14 protein-coding genes are annotated in these 13,394 nt (G+C 60.7%); 7 read left to right on the plus strand and 7 right to left on the minus strand.

From position 1 onward, the window contains the following. Positions 1–77: 77 nt before the first annotated feature. Positions 78–500, plus strand: coding sequence for a helix-turn-helix domain-containing protein (locus HJB83_RS02150; protein ID WP_221116072.1), 423 nt, complete (start codon positions 78–80; stop codon positions 498–500). Positions 501–602: 102 nt separating this feature from the next. Here the strand turns inward: HJB83_RS02150 and HJB83_RS02155 are convergent, their stop codons facing one another. Together HJB83_RS02155 and HJB83_RS02160 are read right to left on the minus strand one after the other, a co-directional pair. Further along, positions 603–1,505, minus strand: coding sequence for an NADP-dependent oxidoreductase (locus HJB83_RS02155; RefSeq protein WP_207582972.1), 903 nt, complete (start codon positions 1,503–1,505; stop codon positions 603–605). Between the two features lie 492 nt (positions 1,506–1,997). Then, positions 1,998–2,933 carry a LysR family transcriptional regulator gene (locus HJB83_RS02160; RefSeq protein ID WP_207584254.1) on the minus strand — a complete coding sequence of 312 codons (936 nt, stop codon included), beginning with the start codon at positions 2,931–2,933 and terminating at the stop codon, positions 1,998–2,000. Positions 2,934–3,154: 221 nt separating this feature from the next. On the opposite strand from HJB83_RS02160, the gene HJB83_RS02165 reads away from it, so the two are divergent. The 6 genes from HJB83_RS02165 to HJB83_RS02190 all read left to right on the plus strand — a co-directional run bounded on the left by HJB83_RS02165 (position 3,155) and on the right by HJB83_RS02190 (position 7,539). Next, a complete protein-coding gene (locus tag HJB83_RS02165) occupies positions 3,155–3,724 on the plus strand; it encodes a flavodoxin family protein (RefSeq protein ID WP_221116075.1) in 570 nt (189 codons plus the stop codon). 36 nt (positions 3,725–3,760) lie between these two features. Continuing rightward, positions 3,761–4,060, plus strand: coding sequence for a superoxide dismutase (locus HJB83_RS02170; protein WP_221116076.1), 300 nt, complete (start codon positions 3,761–3,763; stop codon positions 4,058–4,060). A 116-nt stretch (positions 4,061–4,176) separates the two neighbouring features. Beyond that, positions 4,177–5,226, plus strand: a complete 1,050-nt coding sequence (locus HJB83_RS02175; RefSeq protein ID WP_221116077.1) for an NAD(P)-dependent alcohol dehydrogenase — start codon at positions 4,177–4,179, stop codon at positions 5,224–5,226. A gap of 11 nt (positions 5,227–5,237) precedes the next feature. After that, entirely contained in the window at positions 5,238–5,927 is a 690-nt protein-coding gene (locus HJB83_RS02180) for a type 1 glutamine amidotransferase domain-containing protein (RefSeq protein ID WP_221116078.1), read from the plus strand. 152 nt (positions 5,928–6,079) lie between these two features. After that, complete coding sequence (locus HJB83_RS02185) at positions 6,080–6,541, plus strand: lipocalin-like domain-containing protein (protein WP_221116079.1); 462 nt, start codon at positions 6,080–6,082, stop codon at positions 6,539–6,541. Positions 6,542–6,543: 2 nt separating this feature from the next. After that, on the plus strand, positions 6,544–7,539 hold the full coding sequence (locus HJB83_RS02190) for an amidohydrolase family protein (RefSeq protein WP_221116080.1): 996 nt from the start codon (positions 6,544–6,546) through the stop codon (positions 7,537–7,539). Positions 7,540–7,707: 168 nt separating this feature from the next. Here HJB83_RS02190 and HJB83_RS02195 read toward each other — a convergent pair whose 3' ends face one another. The 5 genes from HJB83_RS02195 to HJB83_RS02215 form a co-directional block, all read right to left on the minus strand. Next, entirely contained in the window at positions 7,708–8,061 is a 354-nt protein-coding gene (locus tag HJB83_RS02195; protein ID WP_221116081.1) for a hypothetical protein, read from the minus strand. Between the two features lie 176 nt (positions 8,062–8,237). Further along, positions 8,238–9,326, minus strand: coding sequence for an ABC transporter ATP-binding protein (locus tag HJB83_RS02200; protein WP_221131256.1), 1,089 nt, complete (start codon positions 9,324–9,326; stop codon positions 8,238–8,240). A gap of 18 nt (positions 9,327–9,344) precedes the next feature. Beyond that, the gene (locus HJB83_RS02205; RefSeq protein ID WP_221131257.1) at positions 9,345–10,997 is read right to left on the minus strand and encodes an alpha-glucosidase; all 1,653 of its coding nucleotides are present in this window, start codon (positions 10,995–10,997) and stop codon (positions 9,345–9,347) included. A 34-nt stretch (positions 10,998–11,031) separates the two neighbouring features. Then, positions 11,032–12,195, minus strand: coding sequence for a carbohydrate ABC transporter permease (locus tag HJB83_RS02210; RefSeq protein ID WP_221131258.1), 1,164 nt, complete (start codon positions 12,193–12,195; stop codon positions 11,032–11,034). Position 12,196: 1 nt separating this feature from the next. Next, on the minus strand, positions 12,197–13,210 hold the full coding sequence (locus tag HJB83_RS02215; RefSeq protein ID WP_207582962.1) for a carbohydrate ABC transporter permease: 1,014 nt from the start codon (positions 13,208–13,210) through the stop codon (positions 12,197–12,199). Positions 13,211–13,394: the final 184 nt, after the last annotated feature.

A 13,394-nucleotide genomic window follows, 5' to 3' on the forward strand; every position in this document is an offset into this window, starting at 1 on the left:
CACGCTTGTCGGTTTCTGTTATAGGCTTTGCAGGTTTGCTACATGTATCGCCAACAGGCCGACGAAGAGAAAGTGACATGGCACACGCTGACACGGCGCTTACTCCGCATCATCTGCAACTCGCGCGGATGTTTGCGGAGCGTTCTGGAACGACCCACGAGCCACCCACCTGCGCGGTCAGGGATATTCTTGATCGCGTGGGAGACAAATGGACGATGCTGGTGCTGATTGCACTGGCCGAACGTGCCCGCCGATTCAGCGATGTGAACCGCGCAGTTCCCGATATCTCGAAGCGGATGTTGTCGCAGACCCTGCGGACGCTCGAGCGGGATGGGCTGGTTCTGCGCACAGTCTTCCCAACCAATCCCCCGAGTGTTGAGTATGAGCTCACGGAGCTCGGCCGCACCATCTTCGAACCGCTCACGATGCTGGTGCGCTGGGTGGAGCGGAGCCAGGAAGTGATCGGTATGGCGCGAGATCGATACGACACTTCGCCCTAATAGCGATTGTGTGGCAAGAGCGTCAATTTGCCAGCATGAACGCAGGATAGTCGTCCCAGCCAAAGATCGTAAAGCGAGGCGCAGAGCGCCTCGCGATTACAGTCAAGCGACCGTGATGATAAGGCGTCCCGTGACGTGCCCCTTGGCGCTTAGTTCCTGCGCGGCGCCGACTTGGTCGAGCGGAAATGTCCGTTCAACCGGCAAGCGGAAGTGTCCCGCCTCAAACAGTGCTACGGCACGTTCCAGGGCGGGCACCGCGTCCCTTGGATCGAACGAGTTTCTGACGCCATGTTCCGCGGCCGCGAAGTCGGCGATCGATATGACCTTGGAAGGGTCACCGGTGATCGCCACCAGGTCCGGAATGGCACCGGAGGCCACGATGTCGAGCGCACCCTGCACGCCATCAGGTGCAAGCGCAGCCACCCGCTCGCGCAGGCCGGGACCATAGGTCGTCGGCACAGCGCCCAACGAACGTAGATAACCATGCTTCGGCCCGCTCGCCGTGCCGATCGTGGGGATGCCGGCGCTGGCGGCCAACTGGATCGCCGCAGATCCAACCCCTCCTGCGGCGCCGCTGACCAGCAGCGTCTCACCGGGCTTCACGCCGACCTCGTCGATGATCCGCGACGCCGTCTCGACTGAAATCGGGAACCCTGCCGCCTCCTCGAACGAGAGGCCATCCGGCTTGCGCGTCCATTCGTGCAGGATCGCGAAATCGGCCATCGTGTCATGGCCCTTGCCGAACACGGCATCGCCGACCGACACGCCGGTCACGCCCTCACCGATGGCATCGACCACGCCTGACGCTTCCAAACCGGTCCCGGCGGGGAGCGTGAGCGGCATGTGCTCGTGCATGTAGCCTGCCCGGAGCTTCCAATCGATGGCATTGACGCCCGCGGCCTTGACGGCGATGCGCACTTGACCTGCCCCCGGTTCGGGTATTTCGACCTCATCGACCGTCAAAACGTCCGGGCCACCATATTCATGAAAACGTACAGCCCTCATCTGAGTGCTCCTTGTCATATTGTTAAAAGCGTTGGCAGGAAGGCATCAACAGGCAAAGGGATCGGCACGATGACCAACCGTGTTGTCTGCTTTTCAAGACGCCGCATTGGCAGATCTGAGCCGGGTCATGGTCGAAGCGGCGGTCGCTTGCCGGCCGGTTCATTCCGATCATGAAAACTCACGTTGCTAGTTGTCGCCATGACCATTCCTCTTCGGCTAACTGCCGTTCGAGATATCTAGACGAGACCGCAGAGGGCGTGAAGGAGGCAGTATTTCCCAACCAGGTGACGGCGCAGTAACCGCTCCGCGCTGCGTGGGCCAACTGGGCTTCTAATCAGCGTCGTTTGAGCCTCAGAGAGGATGGTTCCCAACCGCGTCATGTTCAATAGAGGGCGTCAGGGCGAGGTGCCACGAACAAGGCGGAGAGAGTCGGGCGCTCAAGACGGATCATTTTCGCAGGCGGCTGATGGTCTTAGCTTCACAGCAAGCGATCTAAGGCCGTGCGTTGTGCAAGTCCGGCGTATCGGGACCGAATCGCTTTGGCAATTCTACAGCAAGTGCATCGATCGCCAGTCGTGACCGCAGCGGCAGATACTGGGTGCTCGGCCAGACCGCATAGCATTCCATCGTGGCGCTCGGGCGGTCTCCCCACAGTTCGATGAGATCCCCTGCTCGCATCCGATCCCGCACCAACCAGTGGGGAAGCCAGGCAAGCCCCATTCCATCGATCGCGGCATCCGCGATGACTTCAAGGTCGTCGAAACGCAGCCGGGATGTAACGGAGATATCGATGAGAGCCCCGCTCGTGTCGGGCAGTTGCCATGCGAGGCCATGATCGCCCCGCCAGTAAACAAGCAGGTCATGCTCGGCGAGATCTGCAACGGAGCGAGGTTCCCCGCGTGCAATGAGATAAGCAGGTGAGGCGCACAGCACCTTGCGCTGGCTGACCAGCCGTCGGGCGTGCAGCGAGGTTCCGTTGCCAAGGGAACCGTTGCGCACGGCAAGATCGAAGCCGTCGGCGATCAGATCGATCTGACGGTCGTTGAAGCTGAGTTCAAGTTCAAGCTTCGGGTACTGGCGAGCATAGCTGCGTAAAATCGGCGCCGCGCAGTAGCGGCCGAATAGAACCGGAAGCGAGACGCGCAGCCTGCCGGCGACCTCGCGCCGGCCAGATTCCAGGAGAGACTCGCCGGCGCGCAGTTCGTCGATGGCACGAATGCAACGCTCGTAATATTGCTGGCCATCCTCCGTCAGGCTTTGTGTGCGGGTCGTCCTGTGAAACAGCCGAACTGAAAGGCGCTCTTCCAGGCGCGCAATAGCCTTGCCGACGGCGGAGCGTGTCAGCTTCAGCCGGTCAGCCGCTTTTGCAAAGCCACCCGCTTCGACCGCCTCAACGAAGATCTGCACACCATCGAATCTGTCACGCATGCCGGGCAGGGCCTCCAGAATAGCAAATCCATTGATTGTAGAATCACAGGAACCAAAGAAGAGAAAACTTATTTCTAATGGCCTTGGGTATTCTACGATACAACCGCTGCGAAGCAAACGATATTTTCGAGACGATCCCAATCCAAGTGGTCATCGCTGACTTTGGATCAGCATCATCCTCCCGTCGTGCGCGAATCTGGGTCAAATGGAAGGGCGTGAGAATGCTAATATCGATCGTATATGACAGCGGTTATGGCCATACCGCGCGTGTAGCGGAAGCCGTCGCCGAAGGCGTTCGGGAAGTCCAGGGGGCTGAAGTGAACATCGTCGCCGTCGCCGAAGGTCCGGTAGATTGGACGGCGCTAGAAAAGAGCGACGCGATCATCTTCGGGTCGCCGACCTACAGCGGCATGATCAGCGCAAGGTTCAAGCAGTTCTGCGAGAATTCCACGAAAACGGCGTGGTTTGAACAGAAGTGGCGCAACAAGATCGCTGCCGGCTTCACCAATTCGGGCGCACAGCACGGTGACAAGCTCAACTCACTCGTCTCAATGGCGTTGTTTGCGGCCCAGCACGGGATGATCTGGGTTGGTCTCGACATTATGCCTGGTAACGCCAGCAGCACCGGCAGCGTTGATGATCTCAACCGTCATGGAAGCTGGCTCGGCGTCATGACCCAGTCGAACAACGATCAGGCAGCCGAGATCACGCCTATCCAGAGTGACCTCATGACGGCCACTTACCTGGGCCGTCGTGTGGCGGAGACCACAGGCCGGTTTCAGCTCGCGTAAACTCAGCCTTACAATCCCCACCAAGGAGCTAGACCCATGAAACTGCTTTGCCTCGACGTCCCGCAGCCCGGCGCCACGATCGAACAGTACCAGCCGCATATGCAGGATGAAGCCCGCCACGCCTGGCAGATGTACAAGGGCGGCATCATCCGCGACATCTATTTCCGACAGGACCGCCCTGGCGTCGCCATCATCGCCGAGGCCGAGTCCATCGAGGCCGCCAAGAAGGCGCTCGCCGAATTTCCCCTCGCCAAGGCCGGGCTCATTGACTGGGACGTTATTCCGCTCGGTCCCTTCCTGAATTGGGAAACGCTGTTCGCCCCTGGAAACGCTTGAGGCTAAACGCCTGAGGCTGGGGTTCGCCAAACCGGCTCCCGGCTGCGCTTGAGAGGCGCGGTCGGGTCCAGCAGGCCAAACCAAAGGCGCCAGGCGCTGGAATAAGGGTACAAACCATGACAGCAATGGGCTTCGCTGCTCGATCGGCCACCGGCCCGCTCGAACAGTTCGCGTTCGAACGGCGCCCACCGCGCCCGGACGACGTTGTCATCGACATCCTCTTCTGCGGTGTCTGCCACACGGACCTGCACCTTGCCCGCAACCATGGCGGCTTCACCACCTATCCGATCGTCCCGGGTCACGAAATCATCGGCCGCGTGCGCGAGGTCGGGACCGACGTTTCCCGCTTCAAGGCCGGCGACATGGTCGGCGTCGGCTGCATGGTCGACTCCTGCCAGCACTGCAAGCCGTGCCTGAAGGGCTGGGAACAGGATTGCGTCGAGGGCTCGACCTACACCTACAATAGCGCCGACCGGCAGGACGGCAGCGTCACCTATGGCGGCTATTCCAATTCCGTCGTCGTGCGCGACAAGTTCGTGCTATCGATGCCCGACGGGCTCGATCCGGCCGGTGCCGCGCCGCTCTTGTGCGCGGGCGTCACCACCTGGTCGCCGCTGCACCGCTGGAATGTCGGTAAGGACAGCAAGGTCGCCGTGATCGGCCTCGGCGGTCTCGGCCACATGGCGCTGAAGCTCGCCAAGGCGCTCGGCGCCGACGTCACGCTGTTCACGCGCTCGGCCGGCAAGGAGGAGGATGCTTTCCGCCTCGGCGCCGACCACGTCGTGCTCTCGGGCGATCCGGAGCAGATGAAGGCTGTCGCCGCGCGCTTCGACGTCATCATCGACACCGTCCCCTACGATCATGACGTCAACCCCTACATGCCGACGCTGGCACTGGAGGGTGTTCTTGTGCTTGTCGGCTACATGGGGCCGCTCGGCACGCCGGTGAATGCCGGCGGGATCGTGCGCGGTCGCCGGGCAATCTCCGGATCGTTCATCGGCGGCGTGGCCGAAACCCAGCAGATGCTCGATTTCTGCGGGGCCCACGGCATCGTCTCCGACGTAGAAATCATTCCCATCCAACAGATCAACGAAGCCTATGAGCGCATGTTGAAGAGCGACGTGAAGTATCGCTTCGTCATCGACATGGCCTCGCTCAAACCCTGAGGAGCATGAACATGGCAGACAACATCAAGCCCATCCTTTGCGTGGTCACCAGTCACCCGATCCGCGGCGACAGCGGCGAGCCGACCGGTTTCGCGATGGTCGAACTCACCCATCCGCTCGAAGTGTTCGAAGCGGCCGGCATTCCAGTCGAGATCGCCTCGATCCGTGGCGGCCATCCGCCGATCGATTTCTTCGACCTTTCCGATCCGGTCAACGATAAATTCTGGAAGGACAAGGAATTCCGCGCCGAACTCGCCCAATCCAAGATCCTTGCGGATCTCGACCCCTCGCGCTACTCGGCGGTTTTCTTCGCCGGCGGCCACGGTACGATGTGGGACTTCGCCGACAATGCGGCGGTACAGAAGGTCATTCGCGAGATCTGGGAGGCAGGCGGCATCGTTTCCGCGGTCTGCCATGGCCCCGCAGCCCTGGTGAACGCCACTTTGTCTGACGGCAGCTATCTCGTCGCCGGCAAGAAGCTTGCCGCCTTCACCGACGAGGAAGAGGCAGAAGTTAAATACACCAAGGTCGTGCCCTATCTGCTCGCCACCACGCTCAAGGAGCGGGGTGCGCTGCACCAACCGGCGCCGAACTGGTCGGAAAACGTCGTGGTCGATGGGCGGCTCGTCACTGGCCAGAACCCGGCTTCCGCGCATGGCGTCGGAAAAGCCATCCTCGACCAACTCACGCAAAAAGCCTGACAACAACGGTCGCGCGCCTGCAGCCCGCAACACGGTTCGGCGTACAGCAGCAAAACACAGAAGGGGCGCCTCGCGAAAACAGAGCGCCCCGTCGTCAAGTCGGCAACAGCGCTCCGGGAACCGGTTGCGTCCAAAATCCCGGAGAACTGTCGATGGAAACAATTGCTGGTACAAACAGCTCTCAACAAGCCGGTATTGATTCTGAGGTTATGGCACGGCTCGCCGGGCCGTGGCACCTCGCGGCGATTGAGCAGCCGGATGCCAACGGCGCGATGGGTGCGCTGAAAGTGGCCGGTCTCCTCGTCCTTACGCCCGACGGGCATATGGCGATCCAGGTCCGCAACATGGAGTCGTTCGACGTCGATAACCCCTATAGCAGCGGTGGTTACGAGGCGAGCTATGGAACAATCACACTCGATTCCGCCAACAGCACCTTCATCTATCATGTTGAAGGTGCATTGGTTCAAGCCTTAGTAGACCAGGATTTGCCGCGGTCCTATAGCCTTGCAGACGATCTGCTCATCCTCACGTCCACACGTGCTGATGAAGAATGGCGAGTCGTCTGGCGCCGCAGCGACAATGACGGCCTGAAGCCACAAGCTGGAGGATTTTAAGGATGAAGATCATCGCGATCGAAGAGCATTTCCTTCCTGATGAAATCAAACAGGCATGGGGCACCATTCCCGACGCCGATGACGGCACGCTGGGGCTCAATCCGGGCGTCATCGGCGAGCGGCTTGCCGATCTTGGCGAGAAACGGCTGGCTCTGATGGATGAAACGGGCGTCGATGTTCAGGTTCTCTCCTTGACGACACCGGGCCTCAACAACCTTGGTCACCACGGCATTGATCTGGCGCGCCGCGCCAACGATCTTCTGGCCAGTGCCGTTTCGGCAAACCCTTCGCGTTTTCAGGCCATGGCGGCTCTTTCCTTCGCGCAGGCCGACGGGGCGGCGAACGAATTGCGTCGCGCAGTCACGGAACTCGGCTGCAAGGGTGCCGTCCTGTTCGGCCGGGTCGGCGACAGGAATCTGGACGACGCGCTCTTCGAGCCGACATTCGCCTGCGCGGCGGAGCTCGGAGTCCCGCTCCTCATTCACCCCCAGATCCCCCAGACAAGCGTTCGTGACGCCTACTATTCTGGCTTTGGCGCGCCGATCGATCTTGCCTTTTCCACATTCGCCCTCGGATGGCATTTCGAGGCGGGTATCCAGTTCGTACGCCTGATACTCGGGGGCGTCTTCGACCGCTATCCGAACCTTCAGGTGATCCTTGGCCACTGGGGCGAACTGGTGCTTTTCTACCTTGAGCGGTTGGCCATGCTTGATCGGGTGTCCGGGCTGCAGCGGCCATTCATCGATTATGTCCGCAACAATCTCTTTCTGACCGCCAGCGGCATGTTCAGCCCGGCCTATCTGCAGCAGGCGGTCAATGCCGTCGAGATTGACCGTATCCTGTTCTCGACAGACTACCCCTATCAATACCGCCCCGGAGGCGATGCGCGGCGTTTCGTAGACGCTCTGGAGATCGACGATGTCAGCAAATCGAAATTTGCTTATCGGAATTGGGAGCGCTTGACCGGAGGTGGCAGCGGGAATCTTAGAACAGGATGATTTTAGGCCGGGTCGGCCTAGAATCTGAATCCTGTTCTAGATTAAAGAGTTAGAGGATGATGTCATAAGAAAACCGATCGGCGCTCTAAGCTTGGTTACCGGAGACAAACAAAAACCCGCGGCGCGCGCGAAGCACCCCGCGGGTTTTCGATATCAGGTCCTATACCGTCAGGCGCGGATATCGAGCACGTAGTCGCGATGCGCCGGATGGGTGCTGTAGACGAAGATCTTGTTCAGCTCCTTTTGCGTCAGCAGACGGAGGAAGCGGACGTCGATGGTATTGTTGGCGTTGACCTTCATCAGCAGGCACCCGACCTTGGTGATGCGGGCATCCGGAATGTCCAGATAGAACTGCTTCGGCAGGTTGAACTGAGTGAGGATCGCCAGCGTCGCGCTGCTCATCGAAATCCGGACGATATCGCAACGGCGCGAAGCCGCGTGCATGACGCCCTTTTCCGTATATTCGATGCGCGCGGCATTCATGGTGTCCTCCATTTTGAACCGCTGCTCGCGGTCATACATGAAGGATTCTTCCTTGCTCAGGAAATGAGATTTTGGCTGTGACGGATTGGAAGCGGCCACCTGCTTATCCCCCTCTTAAATCGATGAGGAAAAGGTAGCAGCCGATCTTTAACAGAAAGTGAGAATTCGGCCCGTCAGGCACAATTCCTCAGATCATCACCCCAAAAATGGCCGCCTCATTTCCGGTAGGTATGGCCGGTCGCGTCAAACAGATGCAACTTCTGCCTGTCGGCGGCAAACCGCATCCTCTGGCCCTTCTTCACATCGTAGATGCCGGGCAGCTTGACGACGATCGGTTCGCCCGGGACCAGGCCTTCGATATAGAGCAGCGTGACTTCGCCGAGGGCTTCGACGATCGACACCTCGCCCTCGAATAGATAATCGGCGCCCTCGGCAACCCGCAGATCCTCCGGGCGAACGCCGAAGCTGGCCTGCTTGCCCATTTCGGCCGCGTCGGTCGCCACATCGAGCGTCACCGACATGCCGCCGGTCAACGTCACGGTCGTCTGGCTTCCGGTCCCGGCGACTGTCGCCGGGATGATGTTCATCGCCGGCGAGCCGATGAATTTGGCGACGAAGAGGTTGGCCGGGCGCTCGTAGAGATCCAGCGGCGCGCCGACCTGCTCGATATTGCCGGCGGAGAGAACGACGATGCGGTCGGCAAGCGTCATCGCCTCGACCTGGTCGTGGGTCACGTAGATCATCGTCGTATCGGCCATCTGTTCGTTCAGGCGGGCGATCTCGATGCGGGTGGCGACGCGGAGCGCGGCATCGAGGTTGGAGAGCGGCTCGTCGAACAGGAAGACCTTCGGATCGCGGCAGATGGCGCGGCCGATCGCCACGCGCTGGCGCTGGCCGCCGGAAAGCGCCTTCGGCAGGCGCTCGAGATATGCGGTCAGCTGCAGGCTCTCGGCCGCCGCCAGGACGCGGCGTTCGATCTCCTGCTTGCTTTCGCCGGCGATCTTCATGCCGAAAGCCATATTGTCGTAGACGGTCATGTGCGGGTAGAGCGCATAGGACTGGAAGACCATGGCGATGCCGCGCTTGGAAGGCGGCACGTCATTGACGAGATGGCCGTCAATATACATCTCGCCGCCGGTGATCGCCTCCAGACCGGCGATCATGCGCAGAAGCGTGGACTTGCCGCAGCCGGACGGGCCGACGAAGACGATGAATTCGCCCTGCTTGATATCGAGGTCGATCCCGTGGAGAACGTCCACGGAACCGTAGGATTTGCGGATATCCTTCAGCGTCAGTCCAGTCATGTCTCTCTCCCCTGTTCCTTAAGCAAGACGGGCGAAATACGCCCCCCAGGCCGGAATATCGATCTTGTCGCCATAGTTGTTGCTGATAAAGCCGTGTCCCGTCAACGCCTGCCATTCTCCCGCCGGCAGGGTGACGCCTGTTTCGGCCGGGCTCATGTTGAAGATGCAGAGCAGCTTCTCATTGCCGTATTTGCGGGTAAAGACCAGGGTATCGCCCTGCGGCTCCTCGAATTCGATCTCGCCCTTGGCAAAAGCCGGGTGCAGCTTGCGGAAGGCGATGAAGCGGCGATAATGCTCCAGCACCGAAGCCTCGTCGCCCTGCTGGACGCTGACGGCGCGCAGGATGTGCTCGACCGGCACCGGCAGCCAGGGCTTGACCGTCGAGAAACCGCCCTGGGCGACCTGGCTGTCCCAGACCATCGGTGTGCGGCAGCCGTCGCGGCCCTTGAATTCCGGCCAGAACTGGATGCCATAAGGGTCCTGCAGATCCTGATAGGCGAGATCGGCCTCGGTCACCGCCAGCTCCTCACCCTGATAGAGGCAGACGGAGCCGCGCAGCGTCATCAGCAGCGACGAATAGAGCTTGGCGAAGGCGTCGTGATCGGCGACCAGCCCACCCCAGCGGCTGACATGGCGCATGACGTCGTGATTGGAGAAGGCCCAGCAGGCCCAGCCATCCGGTGCTGCGGCTTCGAAATCCTGCATAACCTCTTCGACGCGCTCCGCCGTCAGCGGATCGGGCGCCAGGAATTCAAAGGCATAACACATATGCATCTTGTCGTCGCCGGAGGTGTATTCGCCGACGATTTCGAGGCCGCGCTGGCTGTCGCCGACCTCGCCGACAGCGGCAATCGCCGGGAATTCTTCCAGAACGGCGCGGAAGCGCTTCAGGAAGGCAATGTTCTCAGGGCGGTTCTTGTCGTAGACATGCTCCTGGAAATTATAGGGATTGACCGCCGGCGCCGTCGAGGCGTTGCGGCGCTCGGGCGCAAGGGCCGGATTGTCGCGCAGTTGCGTGTCGTGGAAATAGAAGTTGATGGTGTCGAGGCGAAAGCCGTCGACGCCGCGGTTGAGCCAGAAGCGGACGACATCGAGCAGGCGGTCCTGCACCTCAGGATTATGCAGATTCATATCCGGCTGCGAGGTCAGGAAATTGTGCATGTAATATTGCATGCGCGTCGGATCCCACGCCCATGCCGAGCCGCCGAAGATCGACAGCCAGTTGTTCGGCGGCGTGCCGTCCGGCTTGGCGTCGGCCCAGACATACCAGTCGGCCTTGGCGTTGGTCTTGCTGGAGCGGCTCTGCACGAACCAGGGATGCTGATCCGAGCTGTGGGAGATGACGAGGTCGATCATCACCCGGATGCCGAGGCGATGGGCTTGGGCGATCAGCGTGTCGAAATCCACCAGCGTGCCAAAGATCGAATCGACATTCTCGTAGTCGGAAACGTCATAACCGAAATCGCGCATCGGCGAGGTGAAGAAGGGCGAGATCCAGATGGCATCGACGCCAAGGCTTGCCACATGCGGCAGGCGGGCGGCGATGCCCTTCAGGTCGCCGATGCCGTCACCGTTCGAATCCTGGTAGGAGCGCGGGTAGATCTGATAGATCACCGCGCCGCGCCACCAATCCTTGTCGGGGGTCGAGATCGATTGGGGAGCCACGTTCATTGAATATCCTGTTTGAAGTCACGGTCGAAAATGGTCAGCCTCCCTTGACCGAACCCGCCAGCAGGCCACGCACCAGATAACGCTGCAGCCCGAAGAAGACGAGCAGCGGCACGATGATGGTGACGAAGGCCGACGCCGTCAAAATCTCCCAATTGCCGCCGCGTGAGCCAAGCAGCGCGTTGAGGCTGCCGGTCAGCACGAGGTGGTCCTTGTCGGTGCCGAGGAAGACCATGGCGACGAGCAAGTCGTTCCACACCCACAGGAACTGAAAGATGGCGAAGGAGGCGAGTGCCGGGAAGGACAGAGGCAATACGATGCGGACGAAGATCTCGAAGTCGCTGGCGCCGTCGACGCGGGCGGATTCGATAATCTCTTTCGGCAGGCCGGCGATATAGGCCCGCAGGAGGTAGATGGCGAGCGGCATGCCGAAGGCGGTATGGGCCAACCAGATGCCGGGATAGGTCTTGGACGGTTGGCCGAGCATGGTGCCGATCTCGTTATAGAGACGCAGCAGCGGGATCAGCGACATCTGCAGCGGCACGACAATGAGGCCGACGACGAGCGCGATCAGCAGCCCGCGGCCGGGAAATTCCATCCAGCTGAGCGCATAGGCGGCGAAAGCCGCAATCAGGATCGGAATGATCGTCGCCGGGATCGTCACAGTCAGTGAATTGATGAAGGACTGGCCGATGCCCTCGCCGGTCAGAACTGTCTTGTAGTTCTGCATGGTGAATTCCGGCGGCGCGGAGACGGATGCATAGATGCGCCGCGGGCGTTCGTCGGGCGAAAAGGCGGCGTTCTTCATGTAACGGTAGCTGCCGTCGCTGTTGATCTGCAGGGTTTCGCCGTCGCCGAGATCGACGGTCTCGCCGGCCTTGAAGGCGGCGGGCTGCTGCACGCGGTTGCCGAAGGCTTTTACCGAACGGCCGGTCTGACCTTCCAGCACATTGCCTGTGATGACGTAGGTTGCGCCTTCCTGCTGCTGCTGGTCCGGTGTGCCCAGGCGAACGGCGACGGTCTGCGTCGAGCCGACGAAGGATGTCCACCAGCCGGAGACGACGATCTGGTCCTTGTCGCGCAGCGCGCTGACGAAGATCCCGAGCGTCGGGATCAGCCAGACGATGACGATCAGCAGAACGGCGGCGTGAACGAAGAGGCGGGCGGGGCCGATCTTGAAGTAGCTTCCGACAGCGGTCATCTCAGTGGCCCTTCAGTTCGCGATTGGCGCGTCGCACGTTCCAGACCATGATCGGCGTGACGGCGAGCATGATGATGATGGCGATGACGGCGCTTCGGCCGGAATCGCCGCCGCCGCGGAACAGCCAGTTGAACATCAGGTTGGCCAGCACCATCGACTGCCACTGGCCGTTGGTCATGGTCAGCACGATATCGAAGACCTTGAGGACGAGGATGGTGATCGTCGTCCAGACAACCGCGATCGAGCCCCAGACTTGCGGCACCATGATGCGCCAGAAGATCTGCCAGCCATTGGCGCCGTCGATGACGGCGGCCTCGATCGTCTCCTCGGGAATGCCGCGAAGGGCGGCCGACAAGATGACCATGGCAAAACCGGTCTGGATCCAGATCAGGATGACCATCAGGAAGAAATTGTTCCAGAAGGGAACCGAGATCCATACCTCGGGAGTGCCGCCGAACGTCTGGACGATGGCGTTCAAGAGGCCGATCTGGACGTCGTTGCCGCCGCGATATTCATAGATGAACTTCCAGATGACCGAGGCGCCGACGAAGGAGATCGCCATCGGCATGAAGACGATGCTTTTGGCGATATTGCCCCACCAGATGCGATCGGTCATCACGGCGATGACGAGGCCGAAGAAGGTACAGGCGGCCGGTACAACGGCAAGCCAGAGGATGTTGTTGAAGATCGACTGGCGGAATTCGCGGTCGCCGAGTGCCCATTTGTAGTTGGCGACGCCGACGAATTGCTCGCCGGCGCGGTCGTAGAAGGAGAGGATGAAGGTCGCAACGACCGGATAGACGAGATAGACAATGAGCAGGAATAGCGCCGGGCCGACGAACAACCACGGGCGCACGAGCGCACGGCGGTTGAGATTGCGCGATGCGGCGCGGATGTCGCCATCCTTCACCGGCAGAGCGAGATCCAGGATCTTGTTCGAAAAATAGAAATAGGCCGAGCACGCGAAAACGGCGACGACCACGACGGCCAAAGCGGACACTATCTGCGACAGCATTTCGTCCCTCCCCTGCTTCCCCTGATCTTATTTCGACCGGTTGTTGTTCTGACGGGTCAACGCCGGTCATCGTCAATCTGTTTGTATTGCCCAATCACAATAAATCCTGCGATGGCCGGGGTCTTTGCGAACCCGGCCAGTCATGCAAGCGATGCCGCCGGCAAGCCGGCGGCATAATTTTTGA

Origin of the sequence: Rhizobium sp. NZLR11, assembly GCF_019685115.1 — a bacterium.
In the GTDB taxonomy this organism is placed as follows: Bacteria; Pseudomonadota; Alphaproteobacteria; order Rhizobiales; family Rhizobiaceae; genus Rhizobium.

Excerpts from the sequence above, each read along its gene's own strand:
- HJB83_RS02150 (WP_221116072.1), top strand. The coding sequence starts at position 78 with ATGGCACACGCTGACACGGCGCTTACTCCGCATCATCTGCAACTCGCG.
- HJB83_RS02155 (WP_207582972.1), bottom strand. The coding sequence starts at position 1,505 with ATGAGGGCTGTACGTTTTCATGAATATGGTGGCCCGGACGTTTTGACG.
- HJB83_RS02160 (WP_207584254.1), bottom strand. The coding sequence starts at position 2,933 with ATGCGTGACAGATTCGATGGTGTGCAGATCTTCGTTGAGGCGGTCGAA.
- HJB83_RS02165 (WP_221116075.1), top strand. The coding sequence starts at position 3,155 with ATGCTAATATCGATCGTATATGACAGCGGTTATGGCCATACCGCGCGT.
- HJB83_RS02170 (WP_221116076.1), top strand. The coding sequence starts at position 3,761 with ATGAAACTGCTTTGCCTCGACGTCCCGCAGCCCGGCGCCACGATCGAA.
- HJB83_RS02175 (WP_221116077.1), top strand. The coding sequence starts at position 4,177 with ATGACAGCAATGGGCTTCGCTGCTCGATCGGCCACCGGCCCGCTCGAA.
- HJB83_RS02180 (WP_221116078.1), top strand. The coding sequence starts at position 5,238 with ATGGCAGACAACATCAAGCCCATCCTTTGCGTGGTCACCAGTCACCCG.
- HJB83_RS02185 (WP_221116079.1), top strand. The coding sequence starts at position 6,080 with ATGGAAACAATTGCTGGTACAAACAGCTCTCAACAAGCCGGTATTGAT.
- HJB83_RS02190 (WP_221116080.1), top strand. The coding sequence starts at position 6,544 with ATGAAGATCATCGCGATCGAAGAGCATTTCCTTCCTGATGAAATCAAA.
- HJB83_RS02195 (WP_221116081.1), bottom strand. The coding sequence starts at position 8,061 with ATGTATGACCGCGAGCAGCGGTTCAAAATGGAGGACACCATGAATGCC.
- HJB83_RS02200 (WP_221131256.1), bottom strand. The coding sequence starts at position 9,326 with ATGACTGGACTGACGCTGAAGGATATCCGCAAATCCTACGGTTCCGTG.
- HJB83_RS02205 (WP_221131257.1), bottom strand. The coding sequence starts at position 10,997 with ATGAACGTGGCTCCCCAATCGATCTCGACCCCCGACAAGGATTGGTGG.
- HJB83_RS02210 (WP_221131258.1), bottom strand. The coding sequence starts at position 12,195 with ATGACCGCTGTCGGAAGCTACTTCAAGATCGGCCCCGCCCGCCTCTTC.
- HJB83_RS02215 (WP_207582962.1), bottom strand. The coding sequence starts at position 13,210 with ATGCTGTCGCAGATAGTGTCCGCTTTGGCCGTCGTGGTCGTCGCCGTT.